The sequence below is a fragment of the Mesorhizobium sp. P2_F8 genome, assembly GCF_056403655.1.
This window is the reverse complement of the sequence record NZ_JBFUFB010000014.1, coordinates 115080-138259: the sequence shown is the minus strand read 5'-3', so window position 1 is coordinate 138259 and position 23180 is coordinate 115080. Positions and strand designations below refer to the sequence as shown.

General features: G+C 62.5%; 24 protein-coding genes and 2 pseudogenes. 14 read left to right on the top strand and 12 right to left on the bottom strand.

Annotation, left to right across the window (positions count from 1 at the left end; all coding sequences use genetic code 11):
* A pseudogene (locus AC1DZP_RS28970) lies at positions 1–227 on the top strand (cobalamin-binding protein); the annotation flags it as partial.
* Positions 228–315: 88 nt separating this feature from the next.
* Here AC1DZP_RS28970 and AC1DZP_RS28965 read toward each other — a convergent pair.
* Positions 316–456 (bottom strand): entericidin A/B family lipoprotein, encoded by a 141-nt coding sequence (locus AC1DZP_RS28965; RefSeq protein ID WP_095087994.1) that lies wholly within the window; start codon positions 454–456, stop codon positions 316–318.
* Between the two features lie 64 nt (positions 457–520).
* On the opposite strand from AC1DZP_RS28965, the gene AC1DZP_RS28960 reads away from it, so the two are divergent.
* Complete coding sequence (locus AC1DZP_RS28960) at positions 521–1153, top strand: DUF1638 domain-containing protein (RefSeq protein WP_095087380.1); 633 nt, start codon at positions 521–523, stop codon at positions 1151–1153.
* Here AC1DZP_RS28960 and AC1DZP_RS28955 read toward each other — a convergent pair.
* Positions 1150–2074: pseudogene (locus AC1DZP_RS28955) on the bottom strand (NAD-dependent epimerase/dehydratase family protein). The gene AC1DZP_RS28960 and the pseudogene AC1DZP_RS28955 sit on opposite strands and share 4 nt — an antisense overlap.
* Before the next feature lie 121 nt (positions 2075–2195).
* On the opposite strand from AC1DZP_RS28955, the gene AC1DZP_RS28950 reads away from it, so the two are divergent.
* The 6 genes from AC1DZP_RS28950 (at position 2196) to AC1DZP_RS28925 (ending at position 6897) form a co-directional block, all read left to right on the top strand.
* The gene (locus AC1DZP_RS28950; protein ID WP_477307135.1) at positions 2196–2771 is read left to right on the top strand and encodes a DUF4893 domain-containing protein; all 576 of its coding nucleotides are present in this window, start codon (positions 2196–2198) and stop codon (positions 2769–2771) included.
* An 86-nt stretch (positions 2772–2857) separates the two neighbouring features.
* Positions 2858–3640, top strand: a complete 783-nt coding sequence (locus AC1DZP_RS28945) for a formyl transferase (RefSeq protein WP_477307133.1) — start codon at positions 2858–2860, stop codon at positions 3638–3640.
* Positions 3641–3844: 204 nt separating this feature from the next.
* The gene (locus tag AC1DZP_RS28940) at positions 3845–4147 is read left to right on the top strand and encodes a virulence factor (protein ID WP_477307131.1); all 303 of its coding nucleotides are present in this window, start codon (positions 3845–3847) and stop codon (positions 4145–4147) included.
* The gene (locus AC1DZP_RS28935) at positions 4140–4751 is read left to right on the top strand and encodes a methylenetetrahydrofolate reductase C-terminal domain-containing protein (protein WP_477307129.1); all 612 of its coding nucleotides are present in this window, start codon (positions 4140–4142) and stop codon (positions 4749–4751) included. Before AC1DZP_RS28940 ends, AC1DZP_RS28935 begins: the two co-directional genes overlap by 8 nt.
* Positions 4748–5839 carry a methylenetetrahydrofolate reductase gene (locus AC1DZP_RS28930; RefSeq protein WP_477307127.1) on the top strand — a complete coding sequence of 364 codons (1092 nt, stop codon included), beginning with the start codon at positions 4748–4750 and terminating at the stop codon, positions 5837–5839. The genes AC1DZP_RS28935 and AC1DZP_RS28930 overlap by 4 nt, the downstream gene beginning before the upstream one ends.
* 83 nt (positions 5840–5922) lie before the next feature.
* Positions 5923–6897: a methyltetrahydrofolate cobalamin methyltransferase gene (locus tag AC1DZP_RS28925; RefSeq protein WP_477307125.1), complete on the top strand. Its 975-nt coding sequence runs from the start codon at positions 5923–5925 to the stop codon at positions 6895–6897.
* Between the two features lie 79 nt (positions 6898–6976).
* Here the strand turns inward: AC1DZP_RS28925 and AC1DZP_RS28920 are convergent, their stop codons facing one another.
* The gene (locus AC1DZP_RS28920) at positions 6977–7219 is read right to left on the bottom strand and encodes a hypothetical protein (RefSeq protein ID WP_477228713.1); all 243 of its coding nucleotides are present in this window, start codon (positions 7217–7219) and stop codon (positions 6977–6979) included.
* Positions 7220–7308: 89 nt separating this feature from the next.
* Between AC1DZP_RS28920 and AC1DZP_RS28915 the strand changes: the two genes are divergently transcribed.
* The 3 genes from AC1DZP_RS28915 (at position 7309) to AC1DZP_RS28905 (ending at position 11016) form a co-directional block, all read left to right on the top strand.
* Positions 7309–9378: an ASKHA domain-containing protein gene (locus AC1DZP_RS28915; RefSeq protein ID WP_477307123.1), complete on the top strand. Its 2070-nt coding sequence runs from the start codon at positions 7309–7311 to the stop codon at positions 9376–9378.
* A 187-nt stretch (positions 9379–9565) separates the two neighbouring features.
* A complete protein-coding gene (locus AC1DZP_RS28910; RefSeq protein ID WP_184873525.1) occupies positions 9566–9751 on the top strand; it encodes a hypothetical protein in 186 nt (61 codons plus the stop codon).
* A gap of 245 nt (positions 9752–9996) precedes the next feature.
* Entirely contained in the window at positions 9997–11016 is a 1020-nt protein-coding gene (locus tag AC1DZP_RS28905) for an alpha/beta hydrolase fold domain-containing protein (protein WP_477307121.1), read from the top strand.
* 228 nt (positions 11017–11244) lie between these two features.
* Here AC1DZP_RS28905 and AC1DZP_RS28900 read toward each other — a convergent pair whose 3' ends face one another.
* On the bottom strand, positions 11245–12144 hold the full coding sequence (locus AC1DZP_RS28900; protein ID WP_095087339.1) for a LysR substrate-binding domain-containing protein: 900 nt from the start codon (positions 12142–12144) through the stop codon (positions 11245–11247).
* A 219-nt stretch (positions 12145–12363) separates the two neighbouring features.
* Here AC1DZP_RS28900 and AC1DZP_RS28895 point away from each other — a divergent pair, with 219 nt between their 5' ends.
* The 3 genes from AC1DZP_RS28895 (at position 12364) to AC1DZP_RS28885 (ending at position 14310) form a co-directional block, all read left to right on the top strand.
* Positions 12364–12549: a hypothetical protein gene (locus AC1DZP_RS28895; RefSeq protein WP_095087335.1), complete on the top strand. Its 186-nt coding sequence runs from the start codon at positions 12364–12366 to the stop codon at positions 12547–12549.
* 339 nt (positions 12550–12888) lie between these two features.
* Entirely contained in the window at positions 12889–13023 is a 135-nt protein-coding gene (locus AC1DZP_RS28890) for a hypothetical protein (RefSeq protein ID WP_013894968.1), read from the top strand.
* A 348-nt stretch (positions 13024–13371) separates the two neighbouring features.
* Positions 13372–14310, top strand: coding sequence for a GlxA family transcriptional regulator (locus AC1DZP_RS28885; RefSeq protein ID WP_425352300.1), 939 nt, complete (start codon positions 13372–13374; stop codon positions 14308–14310).
* 19 nt (positions 14311–14329) lie between these two features.
* Here the strand turns inward: AC1DZP_RS28885 and AC1DZP_RS28880 are convergent, their stop codons facing one another.
* The 8 genes from AC1DZP_RS28880 to AC1DZP_RS28845 all read right to left on the bottom strand — a co-directional run bounded on the left by AC1DZP_RS28880 (position 14330) and on the right by AC1DZP_RS28845 (position 23165).
* Complete coding sequence (locus AC1DZP_RS28880; protein ID WP_477307119.1) at positions 14330–15121, bottom strand: ABC transporter ATP-binding protein; 792 nt, start codon at positions 15119–15121, stop codon at positions 14330–14332.
* Positions 15118–15891 carry an ABC transporter permease gene (locus AC1DZP_RS28875; RefSeq protein WP_477307117.1) on the bottom strand — a complete coding sequence of 258 codons (774 nt, stop codon included), beginning with the start codon at positions 15889–15891 and terminating at the stop codon, positions 15118–15120. The genes AC1DZP_RS28880 and AC1DZP_RS28875 overlap by 4 nt, the downstream gene beginning before the upstream one ends.
* A 73-nt stretch (positions 15892–15964) precedes the next feature.
* Positions 15965–16915, bottom strand: a complete 951-nt coding sequence (locus AC1DZP_RS28870; protein ID WP_095087331.1) for an ABC transporter substrate-binding protein — start codon at positions 16913–16915, stop codon at positions 15965–15967.
* 163 nt (positions 16916–17078) lie between these two features.
* Positions 17079–17423 (bottom strand): peptidase inhibitor family I36 protein, encoded by a 345-nt coding sequence (locus AC1DZP_RS28865; RefSeq protein ID WP_095087330.1) that lies wholly within the window; start codon positions 17421–17423, stop codon positions 17079–17081.
* A gap of 89 nt (positions 17424–17512) precedes the next feature.
* A complete protein-coding gene (locus AC1DZP_RS28860) occupies positions 17513–18361 on the bottom strand; it encodes a DUF1194 domain-containing protein (RefSeq protein WP_477307115.1) in 849 nt (282 codons plus the stop codon).
* Between the two features lie 94 nt (positions 18362–18455).
* Complete coding sequence (locus tag AC1DZP_RS28855; RefSeq protein WP_477307113.1) at positions 18456–21017, bottom strand: GcvT family protein; 2562 nt, start codon at positions 21015–21017, stop codon at positions 18456–18458.
* A 160-nt stretch (positions 21018–21177) separates the two neighbouring features.
* The gene (locus tag AC1DZP_RS28850) at positions 21178–21936 is read right to left on the bottom strand and encodes an FkbM family methyltransferase (RefSeq protein WP_477307111.1); all 759 of its coding nucleotides are present in this window, start codon (positions 21934–21936) and stop codon (positions 21178–21180) included.
* The gene (locus AC1DZP_RS28845) at positions 21933–23165 is read right to left on the bottom strand and encodes a hypothetical protein (RefSeq protein ID WP_477307109.1); all 1233 of its coding nucleotides are present in this window, start codon (positions 23163–23165) and stop codon (positions 21933–21935) included. The genes AC1DZP_RS28850 and AC1DZP_RS28845 overlap by 4 nt, the downstream gene beginning before the upstream one ends.
* Positions 23166–23180: the final 15 nt, after the last annotated feature.

Here is a 23180-nt window from a genome sequence, read left to right as displayed (position 1 = left end):
TGTCGGCACTGCTGACCACGACCATGCCCTACATGAAGGTCGTCATCGACACGATGAAGGAAAAGGGCATCCGCGACGATTATGTCGTGCTGGTCGGCGGTGCGCCGCTGAACGAGGAATTCGGCAAAGCCGTCGGCGCCGACGCCTATTGCCGCGACGCCGCAGTGGCGGTCGAGACCGCCAAGGACTTCATGAAGCGCAAGCACAACGTCCGCGCTTCGGCGTGATTGGCCAATCCGGCATGGACAATGGAAAAAGCCGCGCCTTGCAGCGCGGCTTTTTTGTTCCCAAGTGGTGGGTGAGGCTGTGTGCGGATCAGGGCTTGGTGACGGTGTCCTCGACCGCCCTGGCCGTCGATTTGACATCTTTGCCGACGCCGCGGACGGTGTTCGCACATGCCGTAAGGGCCAGGGCGCAGGCAAGGATGGCTATCGGCGCGATGCGTAACAGTTTCATGGACGGTGTCTCCCTCAATAGATAAATTAGCCCCGCAGCAACGAAGGCCGGCTCGACTGGTTCCATGGCCAAGATACAAAAAACGAAACCGAATCAAGACGACAGGCTGCTCGTCATCGCCTGTGGGATGATTGCGCGCGAAGTTCTGGCCGTCAAGGAACAGCTCGGACTGGATCACCTCGATCTGACCTGCCTGCCGGCGGAATTTCATTTCTATCCGGATCGCATCGCGCCGGCCATGGACAAGGCCATCGAGAAGGCCAAGGCGGACGGCTACGAACACATCTTCGTCGGCTATGCCGATTGTGGCACCGGTGGCCTGCTCGACCGGATCTGCGAGAAGCACGGCGTCGAGCGCATGGCCGGCCCGCATTGCTTTGCCTTCTATCAAGGCATGGAGGCCTATGCGAAAGTCGCCGACGACGACATGATGTCCTTCTACATGACCGATTTCCTGTGTCGTCAGTTCGACGCCTTCTTCATGAAGCCGCTCGGCCTCGACAAGCACCCGGAGCTGATCAAGGACTATTTCGGCAACTACGAGAAGCTGATCTACCTCGCTCAGACCGACGATCCGGAGTTGGACAAGGTCGCGGAAAAAGCCGCAAAATTGCTCGGCCTCGCCTATGAGCGCCGGGCGACCGGCTATGGCGACCTGACGGCCGGAATGGCGCAGGCCGCGGCACACGCTGGCTAGGCGACGCCCACTTCCGTCCGCAACTCCGCAAGCACATCGGCAAAGCTCGTCCGGCAGACGAAACCCCAGCCGGTCGCTTGCCCGCGAGGCGTCATAGACGCGGTCGATGGAGCCAAACATCGTCCAGCCTTTTCGCGCGTAGAGCGCCGGAAAGTCCGGAAAATAGCGCGCGACGACCGACGGGGCGTCGGCGATCAGTGCGGCGCAATCATCGGGCCGGAACGGCGTCGGCGCCGACACGATGAAAACGTCGAAACCGAGCCGCGGCGCCTTTTCGAGGGCAAGGATGTGGGCAGCGGCCGCGTCATCCACCGTCAACCGGCGAAACAGCAGTTCATTGGCCTTGATGTTGGCATCCGACTGTTCGATCGCATGCGCCATGTCGTCGGCTTCGGGAAAGAAGCGGGCGGTGCGCAACACCACCACCGGCAGGCCGTGCTGGATATGATAGAGGCGGCAAAGATGTTCGGCCGAAAGCTTGGTGACGCCGTAGATGTTGCGCGGCTCGGGCGACATCGCCTCGGTCAGCCAGGCGGCCTTGCGCGCACCACCCTCGAACCCGTCGCGTATCGCCTGCGAAATCATCAGCGAGGTCGTCGACGTGAAGACGAAACGCTCCACGCCGGACATCACCGCCGCGTCGAGCAGGTTCAACGTGCCTTGCACGTTGGTCGCAACAAAATCGCTGTTGGCGCGGTTCTCGATATTGGGCTTGTGCAGCGCACCGCTGTGGATGATCGCCTCGAACTGGTTGTCGCGGACAGTGCGCAGGACCAGATCACGATCGGCGATCGAGCCGACAATCCGGGTCTCCCTCGATGGAACGGGATCGAGGCCGGTGACATCGTGGCCGAGGGCCCGCAGGCGCGGCGCCAGCGCGCTGCCCAGCCAACCCGACGATCCCGTGAGCAAGATTCGCATTCGTCACACCATGATTTTTGGCCGTGACGCTGTTAAGCACGGATGACAGGCGCCAGCGACCCGATAGTTATGCACCAGGTCCGCAGCGGCGCTGCTCGAGACATCAACCGGGAGGCCTCCTATGATCCTTCGTCCACTGCTCGCCGCTGTCGGTCTGCTCTGCTGCACCTTTCCCGTCCTTGCCGATGGTGAGGTGCAGAAACTGATCACCGCCGCCGACAAGACACGGCTCGACAAATATGGCGAGACCCGCAAGGAGGCGCTGGCCGAGGCGAAGGCGGGAGATCCGGCCGAGGTCAAGCAGCTCGACGCCTTGCTGGCAAAACCACTGGTGGCGTTTTCCGACAAGGACCTGACCGGCAACTGGCAGTGCCGCACCATCAAGGCCGGCGGACCATTGCCGCTCGTCATCTATGGCTGGTTCAAGTGCAAGGTGACCGACGACGGCTCCGGCTGGCGACTGGAAAAGATCAGCGGCTCGCAACGCACCAAGGGCCGTTTCTTCGACGACGGCGAGAAGCGCTCGATCTATCTTGGCTCGGCCTATGTCAACAGCGATCCGGCAAAACCCTATGGCAGTGGCCCGCAAACCGACCAGGTCGGCTATGCCTTCCGCAACAACGCCAGCCAATGGCGCATCGAATTTCCAGCACCCTATTACGAATCGAAGCTCGACATCATCGAGTTCAAGCGCTGAGCGTGGTCATCAAGATTTAACCCCATTCCGGCACAAATCCGGCCAGCATGCGGCAGCCGGCCGCGTGCAAGGCAGGAAAGCGGGCCATGTCTTCACGGGTTGGAACCAGCGCGTCGATCGTCGTCGTGACCGGCGGCGGCCAGCATGTCTGGGCCATGATCAACGCAATCGCCGATCGCGTCGGTCCTGTCAGCGTCATCCTCGAAACCCCTGAATCCAAAAAGCAATTGCTGCGTGGTCGGGCTCGCCGCCAGGGTTGGGTCTCGGCCATGGGCCAGCTTGGCACGATGGTGCTGAGCAGGGTGGGCAAGCGGCTGCTGGCTCGCCATGGCGCGCGATTGATCGCCGAGGAGAGACTGGAGGTTGAGCCGCGACCAGGCCAGGAGATTATCGAGGTGGCCTCGGCCAATGGGCCTGAGTGCCTGCAGGCGATCCAAAAGATACGGCCAGGCGTCGTACTGCTCAACGGTTGCCGACTGATCTCGGCCGAGATGCTGCGCAAAATGCCCTGTCCGGTGCTCAACTACCATGCGGGCATCACGCCGAAATATCGCGGCATGAATGGCGGCTATTGGGCTCTGGCATCAGGTGATGCGCAGAATTTCGGCACCACCGTGCATCTGGTCGATGCCGGCGTCGATACGGGCGCGGTGTTGAAACAGGTGCGCGCTCAGCCCAGACGCGGCGACAGCATTTCGAGCTACGCGCTGCGCCAGGCGGCGTTTTCGCGCGACATCTGCGTCGAAGCGGTCAGCGACGTGCTGGCCGGAAAACTTGCCACTATCGACCCGGGCCTGCCGTCGAAACAATGGTATCACCCCACGATCTGGTTCTACCTCTGGACAGGCCTGAGAACCGGCATCTGGTAGCGCAATCATGATCCGCGATCGGGTGCACCGCGCCGGCTTTTCCGACGCATAGAACCTGCCGCCGGCACACGCCGGAAACGAATAAACGCACCTTTCATTTTACGACATCCGAATGCGTCGCTTTTGAATGCGCGCGCGTCGTCCCATAACAAGCGGCCCAACTGCGCTTCCGGCAATGCTCGCTCCATCGAGGAGTGAGAATTCATGGCCGATCTGATCGTCGTCTACTGGCGCGACATCCCTGCCCAGGTCATCGTCAAGAAGGGCCGGCAGAACGCCAAGCGCGAACTGCCGCTGCGCTTCACCGAAGCGATCGACATGTGCGCCATGCGCACCGGCGCCGGCGGCACCGACGACTATCTGGCCGAATGGCGCAAGGCCGATCCTGTTCCGGTCGGCGATGATCTCGAAGCCGAGGTCGAAAAGGCGTTCCAGAATATCGACACGACATACGACCGTGAGCGGCTGGTCGCTCTGGTCAAGGCGGGCGGCAAAGAAAATGTCTGACACCCAGCCAACGGTTACCCAGGCCACTCTGGTCAAGAAGGCAGCGCCGAAATCCGACTACAAGCCGGCCGACGTGTCGCCGCAGCGGCGCGTGCAGCGTTCCTTCGCGGTCAGACTATGGTCGGTGCGGCACTCGCGATTGCTCGAATGGTTCTATGCCAGATTCGCCGACATGTTCCTGCTCCTCCACCCCTTGTGGAAGGGCATCGGCTACGGCCGTGTCGAAGGGCCGGTCAAATTTGTCGAGAAGCGCGTCAAGGGCTTCATGTTCGACTGCCGCATGTGTGGCCAATGCATATTGTCCTCGACCGGCATGTCGTGCCCGATGAACTGCCCCAAGCAATTGCGCAACGGCCCTTGCGGGGGCGTGCGCGCCAACGGCAATTGCGAGGTCGAGCCTGATATGCCCTGCGTCTGGGTCAAGGCCTGGGAAGGCTCGCAGAATATGGTCCACAATGACAGGATCCTGACCGTGCAGAAGCCGGTCGATCAGTCGCTGCGCGAAACCTCGGCCTGGCTGCGGGTGACCGCGCAGGCGGCCGCCGCGCGCGAAGCCGCCGCTGCCACCAAGAATGGGGCGGCAAACACCGGGGCATCGGCATGATCGGAAGCCAGCGCGACGAGAACCCGGCCGGCATCCATCTGCCGCTCGACCCCTTGCCCGGCCACACCTCGCGCGGCCGGCTGGAACGTGTCCTGCGGCGTGGTGAATTCGCGGTCACGACCGAACTCAACCCGCCCGACAGCGCCGACCCGGAAGACGTCTACAACCGGGCGAAGATCTTCGACGGCTGGGTTGACGCCATCAACGCCGTCGACGCCTCGGGTGCCAACTGCCACATGTCGTCGGTTGGCATCTGTGCGCTTTTGACCCGCATGGGCTATGCGCCGATCATGCAGATCGCCTGCCGCGACAAGAACCGCATCGCCATTCAGGGCGACGTGCTGGGCGGGGCTGCGATGGGCGTCGCCAACATGCTGTGCCTGACCGGCGACGGCGTGCAGGCCGGCGACCAGCCCGGCGCCAAGCCGGTCTTCGACCTCGACTGCATGTCGCTCCTGGAAACCTGCCGCGTCATGCGCGACAACGGCAAGTTCCTGTCCGGCCGCAAGCTGACGACGCCGCCGCAGCTTTTCCTTGGTGCGGCAATCAATCCGTTCGCACCGCCGATCGATTTCCGCCCGCATCGGTTGGGCAAGAAGATCGCCGCCGGCGCGCAATTCGTGCAGAGCCAGTATTGTTTCGACGTGCCGATGTTCCGCACCTACATGCAGAAGGTGCGCGACCTCGGCTATACCGAGCAGTGCTTCATCCTGGTTGGCGTCGGACCGCTGGCCTCGGCCAAGACAGCCAAGTGGATCCGCTCCAACGTGCCGGGCATTCACATCCCCGATTCGGTCATCAAGCGGCTGGAGGGCGCGCAGGACCAGAAGAAGGAAGGCAAGCAGCTCTGCATCGACATCATCAATGAGGTGAAGGAAATCTCCGGCGTCTCCGGCGTCCATGTGATGGCCTATCGCCAGGAGGAATATGTCGCCGAGATCGTCGATGAATCGGGCGTGCTGAAAGGCCGCCAGCCATGGAAACGCGAAATCCGTCGCGACGACCAGATGGTCGCCGACCGGCTCGGGCACATACTGCACGACGACATTACCGAAACGCAGGTGGACATGGTGAAGACCGCGCACTGACGGCGCGGACGAGCACCCGTTCGCTTGAACGAAACCAGACAACGATATAAAGAAATCTTTATATCACGGCGGAGAGAGAATTCATGACCCGGACCATCGTCGCCTCGGCGACACGAGAAATCATCATCGGCTTCGACCAGCCGTTCTGCGTGATTGGCGAACGCATCAATCCGACCGGCCGCAAGAAGCTGGCCGCCGAGATGATAATGGGCAACTTCGAGACTGTCATCAAGGATGCGCTCGAGCAGGCAGCCTGTGGCGCCACCATGCTCGACGTCAATGCTGGCGTTACCTCGGTCAACCCGAACGAGACCGAACCCGGCCTGCTGGTGCAGACGCTGGAAATCGTCCAGGGCCTGGTCGACCTGCCGCTGTCGATCGACTCGTCGGTCACCGCCGCGATCGAGGCTGCGTTGAAGGTCGCCAAGGGCCGGCCGCTGGTCAACTCCGTCACCGGCGAGGAAGAAAAGCTCGAGGCCATCCTGCCGCTGGTCAAGAAGTACAACGTCCCTGTCGTCGCCATCTCCAATGACGAGACCGGCATTTCGATGGATCCGGATGTGCGTTTCGCCGTCGCCAAGAAGATCGTGCAGCGTTGCGCCGATTTCGGCATTCCCGCGCACGACGTGGTCGTCGACCCTCTGGTGATGCCGATCGGCGCGCTCGGCGATGCCGGCCGCCAGGTGTTCGCGCTGCTGCGCCGGCTGCGCGAAGAGCTCAAGGTGAACACCACTTGCGGCCTGTCCAATATCTCCTTTGGCCTGCCGCATCGCCACGGCATCAATGCCGCCTTCATCCCGATGGTGATCGGCGCCGGCATGACCAGCGCCATCATGAACCCGGTGCGCCCGCAGGAAATGGAAGCCGTGCGCGGCGCCAATGTCCTCAACGGCACCGACGAGAACTGCACCAACTGGATCCGCACCTACAAGGATTACAAGCCGGCCGAAGGCGGCCAGGCGGTAGCCGCCCCGACGCAAGTCAATGCGCCGGGCGAAGGCGCCGGCAATGGTGGACGCCGCCGTGGCGGCCGTGAAGCCCGGATGGGTCGGGGATAAGCGCGCAATCGTGGACTGTCCTGTAAACCTCACCGAACCGATCGTGCAGATGATGCCGTCGGGCCGGTGTGCGTTTTGGTCAGGCCATGCCCAAAATGGCGTCGAACAGCACCATTCCCGCCCACGACCCGAAAATGCCGGTCAGCCCGCCGACAATGAAGTCGTCATCGGCGGCCGGCCAGAACCCGTGGAGCAGCAATGCTCCGACAATCGCGCCGACGATACCGGACGCCAGATATTGTGGATTGCGCAGCCATGGGCCGCGCAGCAGGCGCACCATGGTAAAAGCGGTTGTTATGGCGGACAGGAGGAGATCGGACATGATTGGCCTCTGGACCATCAAACATTCCGCCCAATAGCGAAACGATCCGTTAAACGGCATCGACAATCGTCATCGAGACGCGTGCAAGCATGAATTCACCTGCCAACATCACCGATCCGCTCGTGCTGTTCATGCCGTCGGGCAAGCGCGGGCGGTTTCCTGTCGGCACGCCGGTGCTCGATGCCGCGCGCCAGCTCGGCGTCTATGTCGAAAGCGTCTGCGGCGGACGTGCCACCTGTGGGCGCTGCCAGATCGAAGTGCAGGAAGGCAATTTCGCCAAGCACAAGATCGTCTCCTCCAACGACCACATCTCGCCCAAGGGCGCCAAGGAAGAGCGCTACGAGCGCGTGCGCGGCCTGCCCGAACGGCGCCGCCTCTCTTGCTCGGCGCAGATCCTCGGCGACCTCGTCATCGACGTGCCTCAGGACACGGTCATCAACGCGCAGACCATCCGCAAGGATGCCGACACCAGGGTGATCGCCCGCGATGCGGCAATCCGCATGTGCTATGTCGAAATTGAAGAGCCCGACATGCATAAGCCGCTCGGGGATCTCGACCGCCTCAAGATCGCCCTGATGAAGGACTGGAACCTCAAGAGCCTGGACTTCGATTTCTATCTCTTGCCGCAAGTGCAAGGCATTCTGCGCAAGGGCAGCTGGACCGCCACCGCTGCCATCTACAAGGATGCCGACTCGGAGACCGCACGCGTCATCGCTTTGTGGCCGGGCCTTAAGAACGAAGCCTATGGGTTGGCCTGCGATATCGGCTCGACCACCATTGCCATGCATCTGGTGTCGCTACTGTCGGGCCGCGTCGCCGCCTCGTCGGGCACGTCGAACCCGCAGATCCGCTTCGGCGAGGACCTGATGAGCCGGGTCTCCTACGTGATGATGAACCCCGACGGTCGCGAAGGCATGACGGTCGCCGTGCGCGAAGCGATCTCCGGCCTGGTCGACAAGGTCTGCGCCGAAGGCAATGTCCACCGCAACGACATCCTGGATTCCGTCTTCGTCGGCAATCCGATCATGCACCATCTGTTCCTCGGCATCGACCCGACCGAGCTTGGCGGCGCGCCTTTTGCGCTGGCCGTTTCGGGCGCGGTGCACGTCAAGGCATCCGATATCGGCCTGAAGCTCAACCAGGGAGCCCGGCTCTACATGCTGCCTTGCATCGCCGGCCATGTCGGCGCCGATGCGGCAGCGGTGACGCTGTCGGAAGGCCCACATCGCCAGGACGAGATGATGCTGATCGTCGACGTCGGCACCAATGCCGAGATCGTGCTTGGCAACCGCACGCGCGTCGTCGCCGCCTCCTCGCCCACCGGCCCCGCCTTCGAGGGCGCGGAAATCTCCGGCGGCCAGCGCGCCGCGCCCGGTGCCATCGAGCGCGTGCGCATCGACCCCGACACGCTGGAGCCGAAGTACCGCGTCATCGGCTCGGAATTGTGGTCCGACGAGGCGGGCTTCCTCGACAGCGTGCAGGCGACCGGCGTCACCGGCATCTGCGGTTCCGGCATCATCGAGATCGTCGCGGAGATGTATCTCACCGGCATCATCTCCGAGGACGGCGTCATCGACGGCGGACTTGCCGCCCGCTCGCCGCGTGTCACCGCCAATGGCCGCACCTTCTCCTACGTGCTGAAGGAGGGCGAGCCGAAGATCACCATCACCCAGACCGACGTGCGCGCCATCCAGCTCGCCAAGGCTGCGCTTTATGCCGGCACCAAGCTGTTGATGGAAAAGCAGAACACCGAACATGTCGACCGCATCCATTTCGCCGGCGCCTTCGGCTCCTTCATCGATCCGAAATACGCCATGGTGCTGGGCCTGATCCCGGATTGCGATCTCGACAAGGTCTCGGCTGTTGGCAACGCCGCCGGTGCCGGTGCGCGCATGGCGCTGCTCAACCGCGGCTATCGCCGCGAGATCGAGGACACGGTCAGCAAGATCGAGAAGATCGAGACCGCGCTGGAACCGAAATTCCAGGAGCATTTCGTCTACGCCATGGCGCTGCCCAACAAGGTCGATCCGTTCCCGAAACTGTCGGCGGCGGTGAAACTGCCGCCGCGCAAGACGGTCAGCGAGGACGGTGTCGCCGGCGACGCCGCTCCGCGCCGGCGTTCGCGCGAGGGCCACGCCGCCCGGCGCGGCCGGGAATAAGCGGGCGCGCCCAGGTCGCCAGCCTCACCAACTCATTTGTATGCAAATGTTTCCGGATCTGCTGATCCGGAAACGGAAGCGTTGTTTTCGTGAAATCCGCTGGAAACATGCGCGGCGCATTTAAGCCAGCGTCGAAGGCCGGTCGGAAATGTCTTCCTGCCGCAGTGACCTTCCGGAGGAAACCAAAATGTCGATGTTCGAAAGCCTCGGCCGTTATGGTGCGGCCATCAAGTTTGCCCACGACAGGAAGAAGTCGATCCGGGCCATGAACAGCCTGCCGCCGCATGTCCAGAAGGACATTGGTTGGCCGGCATCGCCGCCAAACGACCCGCAGGCCGCGCTCATCTCGCTGCTTCTGGGTACGGCGCGCTGATGACATTCGCCGACAAATGCAAACTGCTCGTCAGGCGTCGGAGCCCCCATGCGGCCTCGGCGCCTGGCAACACTCGGCTGCGCGCCGCGCTTCTGCTGCGGCGTTGATCGTCGGCGCAAGCACCACGGCGCGGATCACACCACCGTGTAGACATAGCGTATAACTTGACATTTTCGGCCACGGCACGATGTTCGCCAGAGAGGGGAATTCTCTTAGTCGGCTGCCGCCGAAGTTCGTGTATCCGCATGCCAAGTTTGAAAAGCCACGTCGTGTCCTTCGTGCTCCGGTACAGCCGCAAGAAGGCGTTTTCCAGCCCGGAAAACCTGCAGCGGTGGATCGCTGCCGCGCGCAAGACCGAGACCCACCAGCCGCCCGCCTCACTGCATCAGCATCTCGACATCCAGATGCATACGGTCGATGGCTTCCCCGTCTATGAAATCGCACCCAGGGCCGGCGAGCAGAAGCGGATGCTCTATCTGCACGGCGGCGCCTATGTCTTTGAAATCACGCCCTATCACTGGCACCTGATCGCCGACATGGCCAACCGGCTGGGCTACGGCATCACCGTGCCGATCTATCCCATCGCTCCCGAACACGATTTCCACGCCATGTTCGGCATGGTCGGCGACGTCTACCGCCGGATGCTCGACGAGACAGAGGCCGAGGATATCGTCTTCATGGGCGATTCCGCCGGCGGCAACATGGCCGTCGTGCTGACCATGATGGCCGCGGAACAGGCCCTGCCCCTGCCGTCGCGCCATGTGCTGATTTCGCCCGGCCTCGACATGTCGCTTTCCAACCCCGAAGTGTTCGAGGCCGAACGCCGCGACCCCTGGCTGGGCATTTCGGGCGGGATGGAGGCTGTCCGGCTCTACAGCGCCGGCTTCGATCGCAGCGACTGGCACATCAGCCCGCTCTATGGCGACCTCTCGGTGCTGCCTAAAACGCTGCTCCTAACCGGCTCGCACGACCTCCTCAGTCCTGACAATCTGATCTTCGCGCAAAAGGCGCGCGCCGTCGGCGTCGAGGTCGAGGTCGTCTACGAGGAAGGTATGTTCCACGTTTGGCCACTGATCGACATGCCTGAAGCACGGCGGGCGCGCGACAGCATCGTGACCTTCCTGGCCGGGGAAAAAACCTTTGGTCAAGCCGAGATCGAGGCGATCACCTGGTCGGTCAAGGCTTCATCTAACGAACCATTCAACACCGGATTGGCCAGCACGAAAATTGCTTCCACTATCGCTTCATCTCGCCCTGGCTGGTAGTCGATATCTTCCCTGCATTCGATCAGATCTGCCCAGGCCTCCACGTCCGCAGCGGTGAGCTCTCCTTCCTGGAACCGTCGGAGCACACTCAAAATATGATCAGTGGTCAGGACGACCACTGGCGTCTCGGACCAACCCAGGTCGCTTACGTTTGCAGCCAGAACATCAATCGGCTTCCCACATGTGATGAGATCGCTGAGCACTGAAACGCGGTTCACAGCCGGCGTATCAGAACTTGCCGGTTTCCCGGAACACTTCGAAGGTCGCGCGGATATGGTCGGCAACGGCCTTGACCGGCGCGCTGGCGTCCGGCGCCACCACCATCGCCAGATTGTAAGTGCCGATGTCGGGCATCCCGTCCTTCGGGCAGAGTTCGACCATGTCGTTGCCGAGGAATGACTTCGGCAGCGGCGCCACGGCGAGATCGGACATGATCGCGGCGCGCTGGCCGGCCGTGTGCGCACTCATATAGGCGATGCGATAGTTGCGGCCTTCGCGTCCAAGCGCCTCAAGTGCGCCGGCCCGCCAGGCGCAGCCCTCTTCCCAGAGGGATACCGGCAAGGGTTCGCGCAGATGCGCGCAGCCGCCCTTGGCACCGGCCCAGACGATCGGCTCGGTGAGCAGCACCTCGGCGCCGAGCGCACTGGTCTTGTAGGAATTAGTCAAGAGCGTGATGTCGAGCGCCCGGTCGTCCATGCGCCGGCGCAGATTGCTGCTCTGGTCGATGGTGACATCGACCGCGATCGACGGATGCGATTGCGCAAAACGCTTCAGCACATGCGGTAGCACGCGCTCGCCATAGTCATCCGGCGAGCCGAGCCGGACAACGCCGACAATCTCGGGAATGATGAATTTCGACACCACCTCGCGGTTGATCGACAGCAGCCTGCGGGCATAGCCGAGCAGCATTTCGCCATCCGTGGTGAGCGACACCGAGCGGGCGTCGCGCGCGAACACCGAGCGGCCGAGAATGTCCTCCAACTTCTTGATCTGCATGGAGACAGCCGACGGCGTGCGGAAGACGGCATTGGCGGCGGTGGTGAAGCTGCCTGTCTCTGCAATCGCCACGAAAGTGCGCAAAACGTCGAGATCGAGCAGTGGCAGTGGATGATTGAGTGGGGCGTTCATGGGAAGCGACCTTCAATTTTTCTGATACAAAGCATCATTCCATTTCGTTTGATTGAACATCAGATTGGGAGGATAGTCAACACCATCGAGGCAGGACGCATTGGAAGTGGCCACGAAACGACCACGACACAAACCTGCAATCGACATGAAATGCAGTTGAAACAAAAGCGACGTAACCAACTCACCGTCTGGCATCTGCCGGCACCAAAGGAGAAAGAAATGTCTATCCTGTCGTCCATCGGTCGGATCGCGACCGAATTCAGCGCAGCCCGCGCCCGCTACCAGACCGAACGTGCCATCCACTCCCTGCCTATCGAACTGCAGAAGGACATCGGCTGGCCTGAAGCTGCCGACACCAAGACCGGGGTTCGCAACGGCGTCGGATCGTGGGCTGGAGCAAAGTAAATCGTGTGTACCATGTGCTGAAGGCCTGCCGCGCAAGCCGCCCGGCAGGCCTTCTTTGTTTTATTTGTATTCAAATGAGTTTTGGAGCCATGTCGCCAGCGCATGACGCATATGAGCAAGCCGCATAGCGACCCGGTTTCCCAGTTAGTCCCTTGTAAACAATCGTAAATTTCGAGCATGTTGCCCAAAATTGTCGCAATCCGTGTCGCATTTCATAACAAGCGCTTCGCTTTTGCGATTTAGTTTTACGCAGCACAAGCCTATATCAACGTCAGCAAACGAGCTGCCCCACTCCATCAAGCGAAGGCGACCCGTCTGAGCAACCGAATGGAGATCATCATGAAGCTTTTTGCCCGCCTCTTCGCCCGCCGCGAAATGAACCTGACCACCGCTCTCGAGCGTCAGCGCCTTGCCAACACCATGCCCGGCCAGACCGGAGCGATGGCTGCGGCGCGCCTCGGCTTCGTCGCCTGAACTTTTCTTGCAGGCAGCGCCTCCCTGCCGCTGCTTTAAAACTCTAACGCCGCCTGGTTCCTCCCAAGGTGGCGTTTTTGTTTTCGCCGCAAGGCGTGGTCTGCCTGTTCCTGAACAGTTGGGCGTCGCGTGCAGGCCTCGCTGAACACCCGATTGCCCATTTGCGACCCATGTCGCAAATTTAATCGTGTCCTGGCCGCGTAGCCGATTGACAGACATGGTTTTTCCTGATGTCGCTATGCTAATCGCGACATCCTGTTCGCGTCATGGCTGCGTGAGGTTCCCTTGAACGCCGTAAAGCATCCGATCAAGCGATCGTTTGTATTCTTTCTTATTCCCGATTTCACCATGATCGCGTTTGCGACCGCGCTCGACCCCTTGCGCTCGGCCAACCGCATGCTTGGCTATGAGGCCTATCGCTGGCGCCTCGCCAGCATCGACGGCAAGCCGGTGCGCGCCTCGAACGGGGTTGAATGCGCGGTCAACACGTCGCTGGAGGAAGAGCGTAAGAAGATGGCGGGCCCTGACCGGCCGAACATGGCCATCGTCTGCAGCGGCGTCAATGTCGAGCGCTATCAGAACAAGTCGGCCTTCGCCTGGCTACGCGAGGAGTACAATCGCGGCGTCGCCGTCGGCGGCCTGTGCACGGGCGCGCATATCCTTGCCGCCGCGGGACTGCTGTCCAACAAGCGCTGCGCTATTCACTGGGAGAACCTGCCGGGCTTTTCCGAGGCTTTTCCGAAGGCCAATGTCTTTGCCGACCTTTTCGAGATCGACCAGAACATCTACACCTGCGCCGGCGGCACCGCGGCACTCGACATGATGCTGAAGCTGATCGGCGACGACTTCGACGAGAACCTAGTCAACCGCGTCTGCGAGCAGGTGCTGACCGACCGCGTGCGCAGCCCGACCGACCGCCAGCGCCTGCCGCTGCGTGCCCGCCTCGGCGTGCAGAACTCGAAAGTACTGACCATCATCGAACTGATGGAGGCGAACCTGTCCGAGCCGCTGTCGCTGATCGAGATCGCCGACCATGTCGACCTGTCGCGCCGCCAGATCGAGCGGCTGTTCCGCACCGAGATGGGACGGTCCCCTGCCCGCTACTATCTGGAAATCCGGCTCGACCGCGCCAGGCATCTGCTGATCCAGTCGTCGATGCCGGTGGTCGAGGTGGCGGTCGCCTGCGGCTTCGTCTCGGCCTCGCATTTCTCCAAATGCTATCGCGAGCTCTATGCCCGCTCGCCGCAGCAGGAGCGCGTCGACCGCAAGCAGTTGCTGGCGGCCTGAGCCGGCACATCAAGGTTGCCTAGGCGCTCTGCGCCTGCGCCGTGCGCATCGCCTCGACGCGGATATCCTCGGTCAGCCGTGCCTTCAGCGCCGAGAATTCCGGGCTGGTCTTAAGCGTGTAGTGGCGCGGATGCGGCAGGTCGATGGCGACATCCGACTTGATGCGGCCGGGCCGCGCCGTCATCACGATCACGCGTGACGCCATGAAGATCGCCTCCTCGATGTCGTGGGTGACGAACAGCACCGTTTTCTTGCGACGCTCCCAGATGCCGAGCAGCAGCTCCTGCATCAAGCCGCGCGTCTGATTGTCGAGCGCGCCGAACGGCTCGTCGAGCAACAGGATCTCGGGATCGTTGGCCAAAGCGCGGGCGATCGCTGTGCGCTGCTGCATGCCGCCGGAAAGCTGCTTCGGCCAGTGGTTCTCAAACCCTTTCAGCCCGACGAGATCGACATAGGAAGCAACGATCCCGTCCCGCTCCTTTTCGGCCATGCCGCGTTCGCGCAAGCCGAAGGCGATATTCTCGGCCACCGTCAGCCAGGGAAACAGCGTGTAGGACTGGAAGACCATGCCGCGATCTGGCCCCGGACGGGTCACCGCCTTGCCGTCGAGCAGCACCCGGCCTTCACTTGGGGCTTCCAGGCCGGCGACAATTCTGAGCAGCGTCGACTTTCCGCAGCCCGATGGACCGAGGATGGTGATGAAGTCGTTGGCCGCGACCGCAAGGTCGACCGGCATCAGCGCCTTGACCGGCTCCCCGCCGCGCACGCCGGCGAACGTTCGCGAAACGCCCTCGATGAGAAGCTTGCTCACGCCAGGCTCCACGGAAAGAGCCAGCGGTTGAAGGCCTTGAAAGCGAAATCGGACAACAGTCCGATCAGCCCGATGACGATGATACCGAAGATGATCTGCCCCGTCGCCAGCCGCGACTGGCTGTTGATGATCATGTAGCCGATGCCGGAGGACGAGCCGATCAGCTCGGCGACGATGACATAGGTCCAGGCCCAGCCGAGCACCAACCGCAACGTCTCGGCGATCTCCGGCGCATTGGCCGGCATGATCACACGGCTGACGATGCCGTTGTTGGTGGAGCCCAGCGTATAGGCAGCCTCGACCAGGTCGCGCCGCGTGCTGCCGACCTTGACCGCGATGATCAGGATGATCTGGAACACCGAGCCTACGAAGATGACGAGCAGTTTTTCCAGTTCGCCAATGCCGGCCCACAGGATGAGCAGCGGAATGAAGGCCGAGGCCGGCAGGTAACGGGCAAAGGAGACGAAGGGCTCCAGAAACGCCTCCACCGGCTTCCAGGCGCCCATCGCAATACCGAGCGGCACCGCGACGACCGAGGCCAGCAGGAAGCCGCCGAAGACCCGCCAGATGGTGATCAGTATGTCGAGCCCGAAGCGATCCTCGACCAGCAGCCGCCAGCCATCCCGCAGCATCGACAGCGGATCGGCGAGGAAGATGCGATTGACGTGGCCGCCAAGCGTGATCCACGCCCAGAAGGCGACGAACAGCACGAAGAAGGAGATGCCGAGCACGGTTCGGATGCCCGGCGAGACAGGATGCAAGGGGCGCATGTTTAAATCATCACTTGTCCAGGAGAAAAACGGCGGCGCAAGCGCCGCCGCGAGATGGCCGAAGGCCGGACTGTCAGTTCGACACCGCGCTGGTATCGGCCAGCGTGGTGACGTCGGGCGCTTCCTTGATCAGCCCCATCTGCAGCAGAAGATCGCCGGCGGTCTTGGAAAAGTCCTGGAATTCCTTGGTGAAGAACTGCTTGTTCTCGGCCTTGTCGGCCCATTTCAGGTACTTCGCCGAATCCTCGAACTCCTTGGCCGACTGCTTCACGTCGGCGCCCATGATCTCGTAGGATTTCTGCGGATCGCTCTTGATCAGGTCGAGCGCTTCGAAATAGCTGTCGGCAAGTGCCTTGGCGGCATCCGGATTGGCCTTGAGGAATTCGGGCGTGCAGCCGACCGTGTCGAGCACCATCGGGTAGTCGAGTGTCGTCGCCAGGATATGGCCCTGGTCGGATTTGCCGCGCACCGCCGAGATGAACGGCTCATACGTGACCGCGGCGTCGTTCTGGCCGGCGAGGAAGGCCTGCGCCGCCGCGTCCGGCTCCAGATTGACGACGGTCACATCCTTGGTCGACATGCCGTTCTTGTTCAGCACCCAGGCGAGCATGAAATAGGGTGACGTGCCGGGTGCCGAGGACGCGACATTCTTGCCCTTGAGATCGGCGACGGTCTTGATGTCGTTGCGGACGACGATGCCGTCGGCGCCATAGGACTTGTCGAGCTGGAAGATCTGCTTGGTGGTGACGCCGCTGGCATTCCAGACCAGCCAGGTCTCGACCGTGGTGGCGGCGCATTGCAGGTCGCCGCTGGCGATGGCGAGCGGCCGGCTCGCTTGCGGCACCTTCTTCAAGGTTACGTCGAGGCCATGCTTCTCGAACAGGCCTGCCTGCTTGGCAAGCGTCAGCGGCGCGAAGCCGGTCCAGCCGCTGATGCCAATGGTGACAGATGTGGCAGCCATCGCCGGTGCGGACAAGCCGGCGGCAAGTGTCAATGTTGCGGCAAGAACGGCGATCCTGGTCATGTCAGTTCCCCTTTTGTTTTCTCTGCGGAAATTGTGTCACAGAGGCCAATCGGCTTGTCAATGAACAGGATGGTGAGGTGCAACGCGGGCCGGCGCCGATAGCCCCACTGGATCGCCCGCCCGCCGCCGAAACGGCATCAGCCGCCAGAAATCCGGCATGCCTTCAGTAGTCGTTGCAATAACACTCCGCCGACGAGATGCGGTCGTTCCATTCGCTGCCGCCGAAATTACGGACCCTGCGCCTGATCTCGATCGAACGGCCGCCCATCCGCGAGTCCTCATAGGCAACGAGCGTGCAGCCACGGCGGACGATCACCGACGACACGCGGTCGTTCCAGAACTGACCGCCGCGAAAATTCACGGAATCGTCGGACCCCATGCCGATAGACCGCCCGCGAAAATTTGCGTGCTCGAACATGATGCAGGCGGGCTCATCATTGTATTGGGCGCTGGCGCCGTCAGCAAACAGCACGGATGCGACAGCAGTCAGGATGGCAAGACGTTTCATCTGGTGTTTTCCTAGGTTCTGACCGCGGCCCCCGCCGCCCGATCGCGCGGCCTCGCCAGTTTGCCATTGCTTCCGTTGGAGAGGCAAGCCTAGCGGCTGTCGAACATCCAGCTGCGGTTGCGCCACATTTTCTCGCCGACCAGGCAATCGCTGACGGGCGCGTCCTGCGCCAATACGACAGGCGGATGCGCGGCTTCTTCCGCCGCCCATTGCGGTGAGGCTGGGCCGGCAAGTTCCAGCACCAGCTTGCGGCGTATGGCTTCGGGAAATTGCGTCCAGTCGTTGACCGGGATCATGAAGGCCCCAGGACCGCCGATGACACAGTCGCTGTAGTAGCGATCGAGATTGTTGACGTCGTAGGCGCCGGAAAAGCCGCCTCGGGTCATCAGCGGCAGTCCGTTGATGACGATGCCTTGCTTGACCAGCCCGTCGCGGGTGAGGTTGACGGGCGCGCCCTGGTTGTTGGGGCCGTCACCCGAAATGTCGATGACCCGCTTGTCTCCCTGGTAGCCGCTTTCAGCAAAAAGATCGCTGCCGAACTCCAGCGCGCCGGAGATCGAGGTGCGCCGCGCGCTGCCGGGCGGCTGGGCCGACAATTGCGCAACCACACGCTCCGCGTCGGCGCGATTGGCGATCACCGTCCAAGGCACGATGACGCGCTGCCAGGTGGTGCCGGCCCACTCGACATAGGTGACGGCGATCTTGCCATGAGCGCCGTCGGCGATCGCCTGCAGCACGTTGTCGTGCGTCAGCGCCGCTGCGTAGCCGTGCCGCTGGATCTCGAGTTCATCGGGCGACATCGACAGGGAAACATCGACGGCCAGCACCAGCTCGACATCGACCGGTTCATCCGCGAGGGACACCGGCGTCAGCCAGAGCATCATTGCGATCGCGGCGCCGCCCGACAAGACATGTCTCGCGCATGAAAAAGCAGACATGCCGCAAGGGTAAGCGAGAATCGTCCGATTAAAAAGTGAAAAGCCCGGCCAAGAGCCGGGCTTCGCGTTCACGCTGTTTCGCGCTTGCCGGCGCTCAGCTGCGCGGCTTGAGGTTTTCCGGGTCATAAAGCGGCTTGTAGCCGACCGCCGCGACTTCGACCGGATAGGTCTCACCGAAATACTCGATGGCGAGCTTGCGGCCTTCCTGGGCAAACGCCCACGGCAGATAGGCGAGGCCGATGTTCTTGCCGATGGTCGGACCATAGGCCATCGACGTCGTGAACGACCGGCGCCCGAGTTCGTCGACCAGCGTTTCGCCCGTCTTCGGGTCCATCACCGGCATCGTGCCGACGGGATAGCGGGCAACGCCTTTCGAATCGACATTCTCGGTCATCACCAGCGTGCACAGCGTGGCCGGCTGGTGCTCGCGCGCGCGGTACTCGACATGCCTGGCCTTGCCGCAGAAATCGTTCTCCTTGACCTTCGGACGGGCTAGATCGGCTTCGAGCAGATTGTACTCGGTCAGCAGGTCGGCATTCTGCAGGCGCAGGCTCTTTTCCATGCGGCGCGTGTTGGCATAGGTTTCGACGCCAAAGGGCATCACGCCGGTCGAGCGCAGCGCGTCCCAGACGGCGAGACCATCCTCGTAGCGCATATGCAGTTCCCAACCCTGCTCGCCGACATAGGAGATGCGGAAGGCGGTGACGTCCTTGCCGCCGATCCGGACCGGCTTGATCGCCGCGAACGGGAAGTTTTCAAGCGACAGCCCGTCCGGATTCTCGACCACCTTCTGCAAGGTCGCCCGGGCATTAGGACCCCAGATGCCGATGGTGACGTATTTCTCGGTCACGTCGGTGATCGTGACGTCGAAACCTTTGTCCTGCGCGGTGCGGCGCATGTACTGGAAGTCGCGCGGGCCGGCGTCCGCCCCGTCGATCAAACGACAGCGGTCAGCCATGCGGATGACGGTGAAGTCGGCGCGCACCATGCCTTCCTCGTCGAGGAAGTGGGTGTAGATGCCCTTGCCGATGTTGTTGTCGCCGCCGATCTTGGCCGCGCACAGCCATTCCAGCAACGCGACATGGTCGGGCCCTTCGACGTCATACATCGAGAAGTGCGACAGGTTGACGATGCCGCAATCCTCGCTCATGGCGAGATGTTCGGCGTTGGAAACGCGCCAGAAATGGCGGTTGTCCCACTCGTTCTCGCGCACCGGCACGCGGTTGCCGTATTTTTCCAGAAGATGCTCATTGGCGGCATAGCCATGGGCGCGCTCCCAGCCGCCGAGTTCCATGAAATAGCCGCCGAGTTCCTTTTCGCGCTCCCAGAACGGCGAGCGCCTGATGTTGCGGGCCTTGGAGAAGGGTTCGCGCGGATGCACCGCCGGATTATAGACCTTCATCGCCGTCTCGGTACAGCGGTCCCAGATGAACTGCTCCTTCGTCTGGTGCGGATAGAAACGCGCATAGTCGATGGCGTGATGGTCGATCGCCGTGCGGCCGTCGGTCATCCAGTCGGCGATCAGCTTGCCCATGCCGGGCCCGTCCTTGACCCAGATGGCGACGGCATACCACAGGCCCCTCACCTTCTGGCTTTCGCCCATGGAGGGGCCGCCATCCGCCGTCACCTGCAAGAGACCGTTGAAGGAATGGCTCTCGTTGTAGCCGAGTTCGCCCAGGATCGGCGTCAGTTCCATGGCGCGTTCGAGCGGTCCCAGGATCTGCTCCATGTCGAGATCGCGCTGCGACGGGGAAAGCCGGGCCTGGTCCTTCTCCAGCAGGTCCCGTGGATGGCAAAGGCGCGGATTGGTCTCTTCGTAATAGCCCCATTCGATCTGCCCGCCCTCGGCGGTCTTGGGATCGCCGGTGTCACGCATATAGGCCGAATTGCCCTGATCACGCAGCAGCGGCCAGCCGATCTCCTTGCCGGTGCCGGCGAACTCGTTATACGGGCCGAAGAAAGTGAGCGGATGGTCGATCGGCATGACAGGCAGATCCTCGCCGACCATCTCCGCGATCAGCCGGCCCCAGATGCCGGCGCAGACCACCACATAATCGGCCTCGATGGTGCCGCGATCGGTCACCACGCCGGTGATGCGGCCGTCTTTGACGATGAGCGACTTTGCCGGCGTGTTGGCGAAGGATTTGAGCTTGCCGGAGGCTTCCGCCTGGTCGACCAGTTTGCCGGCGACGGTCTGCGAACGCGGGATGACAAGACCGGCATCGGGATCCCACAGGCCGCCCTGCACCATGCCTTCTTCGATCAGCGGAAATTTTTCCTTGATCTCGGCCGGTTCGATGAGGCGGGCGCGCGTGCCAAAGGCCTTGGCCGAGGCGATCTTGCGCTTGATCTCGTCCATGCGGCTGTCGTCGCCAACGCGAGCCACTTCGAGGCCGCCGATGCGCGCGTAATGGCCCATCTTCTCGTAGAAATCGATGGAGTACAGCGTCGTCCAGCACGACAGGAAATCATGGCTGGTGGTGTAGCAGAAGTCGGAGGCATGCGCCGTCGAGCCGATGTCGGTCGGGATGCCGGACTTGTCGATGCCGACAATATCGTCCCAGCCGCGTTCGATCAGGTGATGGGCGATTGATGCGCCGACAATGCCGCCCAGGCCAACGATGACGACCTTCGCCTTTTTCGGAAACTCTGCCATTGCCCGCGACTCCAAAGTGATAAAGCGGGCGGACTATAGGGCGGAGCGGTGGCGCTGATGAAGCCTGTTTGCGACATTGGCAAAAAGCCGAGCGACCAGACGGCCGAATGGTTCACGTGGGACGCATCGGCCGGTTCTTTTTCAGCCGAAGGAGGCCAACTCAGGCGAAGGCCCACACATCCTCGGCCTGGAAGCCGACCTGATAGCCTGACGTCTTCAGCTTGACCACGACCTGGCCGATCTCGGCGGCCGGCAGCGCGCCGACCTCGACCTTGATCATGCCTGGGCGATAGCGCTTGAGGTCGAGTTGTTCGAAGACGACCCAGTCGGCGCCCTCGCAATCGACGAGGAATGCATCGATATGGCTGATACCGTTGCGGTCGAGCAGGGTCTGCAGCGTTTCCGACGGCACCTCGATATCTCTCAGATGCGGCGCGAACTTGTTGAAATTTGCGTCGGCTTCGCCCCAGGCATTCTTGCCCGACATCAGATTGGTGTCGGTCACCGACGAGCAGCCGATGAACTCGATCGGCAACGTGCCGGCCTCGAGTGCGGCGGCATCGAAGGTGTGGACGGTGATCGTGCCCTTCGTCTTGGTGACAGCCACCGGCTCGATGATGAACCGGCTCGTATCGGGATAGTTAGCGCGCAACCGCTTCTGATTGTACGGGATCGGCTCGACCAGCATGGCGCGGGCACCAGCTATGCGGTGCAGCCACGGCGTGACGTCATCGAACAACGCGCCGTCGCAGGCGCCGACATTGACCATCTGGAACGGTCGCCCTGATCCGCCGAAGCGCGCCTTCAGCGCCGCCTTGGCCAGGAATTTCGTGCCGCGTAGCGACGGCCCGCGATCGAGAAGTCCACTGGGAAGACCAAGCGACAGGGCAACACGCGCCAGGTTGGATACTGAACTCATGACTTGTCTCCGGGAAGGACGTGCAGGGCGGCGCGATGCTGGCCACGGGCCGCTGTTGCCCACAGCGCCATCAGCGGCGTCGCCAGCAGCAGGAATGGCGGGATCAGATTGGGGAAATAGATGCGAGTGTCGTGGATCGGGAACACGGCAAATTTCGCCAGCACACCGAGCACCAGCGCCGCAAACAGTATGCCGGCGCGACGCTCGAGGCGGAAGCCGGCGCGGCCTGCCGCGTACCAGCCGGCCAAAGCCAGCACCGACACGCCGACCCAGCTGTTCAGGCTGATGGCGCGCAGCAGCGACGTGGCGAACGCCCGCAGATAGGCAGCGATCGAAAATGGCGGCTCGAACCCGTCCATATTGTAGTGCTGCTGGATGCTGGAGAACCACAGATGTGGCCACCAGCCGGGGTGAAGGGCCCAGTGCGAAATGGCGAAATAGGCGACGAAGGACACCGCGAAGCCAGCCAGCGCGCCCCATGCCTTCTGCCGGAAAACGACCAGCAACACAGCGAAAATGGCAAGGAAAACAATATTGTCCGGCCGCGCCATGAAGGCAAGGAAGAGCAGGATCGCCGTTGCCGCCTCGCGGCCGCGGACATAGGCGTAAAGCCCGCCGAGGAACAGCGCCGAGCACAACAGGTCAGGCGTCGAGGCACGCGCCGCGCCGCCGAAGTCGGCCATGATCAGCACCGCGCCGACCACAGGCGCCAGCGCCAGTGCATGCTCCGAGCGCAGCCAGAGCAGCGCGATCGCGCCGAACAACAGCACGGACAACACCGAGACCAGCCGCATCGCCTCCACCGGCGACATCGCCGAACTCATCGTCGACAGGATCTCGGCATAGAGGAACTTGATCCGATACATTCCGAGCAGCGAATGGAAGTCGGCGGCATTCTCCGCCATATGGCTGCGGAAGCCGCCGCCATCGTCGGTCAGCGTCTTGTACTCGCCCGCCGACACGCCGGCCTTGACGGTGCTGTAGGCATAGTCGTGCAGCGCCTGCGCATCGGGATAGGTGCCTTCCTCGGCGATGGCGAGATAGGGCAGCATGTCCCAGTTGGCGTCCGGCATCACCCATGCCGTGAACGCCGTCAGCAGGATGTAGAGCGCGAAAGCCGCCGCGCCGATGGGTGCCGCCAAACGCGCATAGGTCCCCTCACCCCACGTCAGGCCGGCCTCGGTGAGCCGGTCGAGTGAATTTTTCTCAGCGGGAGACTTGGTCAGCATGATTTTGCTCAGCGA

Excerpts from the sequence above, each read along its gene's own strand:
- AC1DZP_RS28900 (WP_095087339.1), bottom strand. The coding sequence starts at position 12,144 with ATGAACGCCCCACTCAATCATCCACTGCCACTGCTCGATCTCGACGTT.
- AC1DZP_RS28935 (WP_477307129.1), top strand. The coding sequence starts at position 4,140 with ATGTCTGACACCCAGCCAACGGTTACCCAGGCCACTCTGGTCAAGAAG.
- AC1DZP_RS28890 (WP_013894968.1), top strand. The coding sequence starts at position 12,889 with ATGAAGCTTTTTGCCCGCCTCTTCGCCCGCCGCGAAATGAACCTGACC.
- AC1DZP_RS28895 (WP_095087335.1), top strand. The coding sequence starts at position 12,364 with ATGTCTATCCTGTCGTCCATCGGTCGGATCGCGACCGAATTCAGCGCA.
- AC1DZP_RS28910 (WP_184873525.1), top strand. The coding sequence starts at position 9,566 with ATGTCGATGTTCGAAAGCCTCGGCCGTTATGGTGCGGCCATCAAGTTT.
- AC1DZP_RS28950 (WP_477307135.1), top strand. The coding sequence starts at position 2,196 with ATGATCCTTCGTCCACTGCTCGCCGCTGTCGGTCTGCTCTGCTGCACC.
- AC1DZP_RS28940 (WP_477307131.1), top strand. The coding sequence starts at position 3,845 with ATGGCCGATCTGATCGTCGTCTACTGGCGCGACATCCCTGCCCAGGTC.
- AC1DZP_RS28945 (WP_477307133.1), top strand. The coding sequence starts at position 2,858 with ATGTCTTCACGGGTTGGAACCAGCGCGTCGATCGTCGTCGTGACCGGC.
- AC1DZP_RS28865 (WP_095087330.1), bottom strand. The coding sequence starts at position 17,423 with ATGAAACGTCTTGCCATCCTGACTGCTGTCGCATCCGTGCTGTTTGCT.
- AC1DZP_RS28960 (WP_095087380.1), top strand. The coding sequence starts at position 521 with ATGGCCAAGATACAAAAAACGAAACCGAATCAAGACGACAGGCTGCTC.
- AC1DZP_RS28860 (WP_477307115.1), bottom strand. The coding sequence starts at position 18,361 with ATGTCTGCTTTTTCATGCGCGAGACATGTCTTGTCGGGCGGCGCCGCG.
- AC1DZP_RS28965 (WP_095087994.1), bottom strand. The coding sequence starts at position 456 with ATGAAACTGTTACGCATCGCGCCGATAGCCATCCTTGCCTGCGCCCTG.
- AC1DZP_RS28885 (WP_425352300.1), top strand. The coding sequence starts at position 13,372 with ATGATCGCGTTTGCGACCGCGCTCGACCCCTTGCGCTCGGCCAACCGC.
- AC1DZP_RS28925 (WP_477307125.1), top strand. The coding sequence starts at position 5,923 with ATGACCCGGACCATCGTCGCCTCGGCGACACGAGAAATCATCATCGGC.
- AC1DZP_RS28915 (WP_477307123.1), top strand. The coding sequence starts at position 7,309 with ATGAATTCACCTGCCAACATCACCGATCCGCTCGTGCTGTTCATGCCG.
- AC1DZP_RS28870 (WP_095087331.1), bottom strand. The coding sequence starts at position 16,915 with ATGACCAGGATCGCCGTTCTTGCCGCAACATTGACACTTGCCGCCGGC.
- AC1DZP_RS28845 (WP_477307109.1), bottom strand. The coding sequence starts at position 23,165 with ATGCTGACCAAGTCTCCCGCTGAGAAAAATTCACTCGACCGGCTCACC.
- AC1DZP_RS28920 (WP_477228713.1), bottom strand. The coding sequence starts at position 7,219 with ATGTCCGATCTCCTCCTGTCCGCCATAACAACCGCTTTTACCATGGTG.
- AC1DZP_RS28855 (WP_477307113.1), bottom strand. The coding sequence starts at position 21,017 with ATGGCAGAGTTTCCGAAAAAGGCGAAGGTCGTCATCGTTGGCCTGGGC.
- AC1DZP_RS28905 (WP_477307121.1), top strand. The coding sequence starts at position 9,997 with ATGCCAAGTTTGAAAAGCCACGTCGTGTCCTTCGTGCTCCGGTACAGC.
- AC1DZP_RS28875 (WP_477307117.1), bottom strand. The coding sequence starts at position 15,891 with ATGCGCCCCTTGCATCCTGTCTCGCCGGGCATCCGAACCGTGCTCGGC.
- AC1DZP_RS28850 (WP_477307111.1), bottom strand. The coding sequence starts at position 21,936 with ATGAGTTCAGTATCCAACCTGGCGCGTGTTGCCCTGTCGCTTGGTCTT.
- AC1DZP_RS28930 (WP_477307127.1), top strand. The coding sequence starts at position 4,748 with ATGATCGGAAGCCAGCGCGACGAGAACCCGGCCGGCATCCATCTGCCG.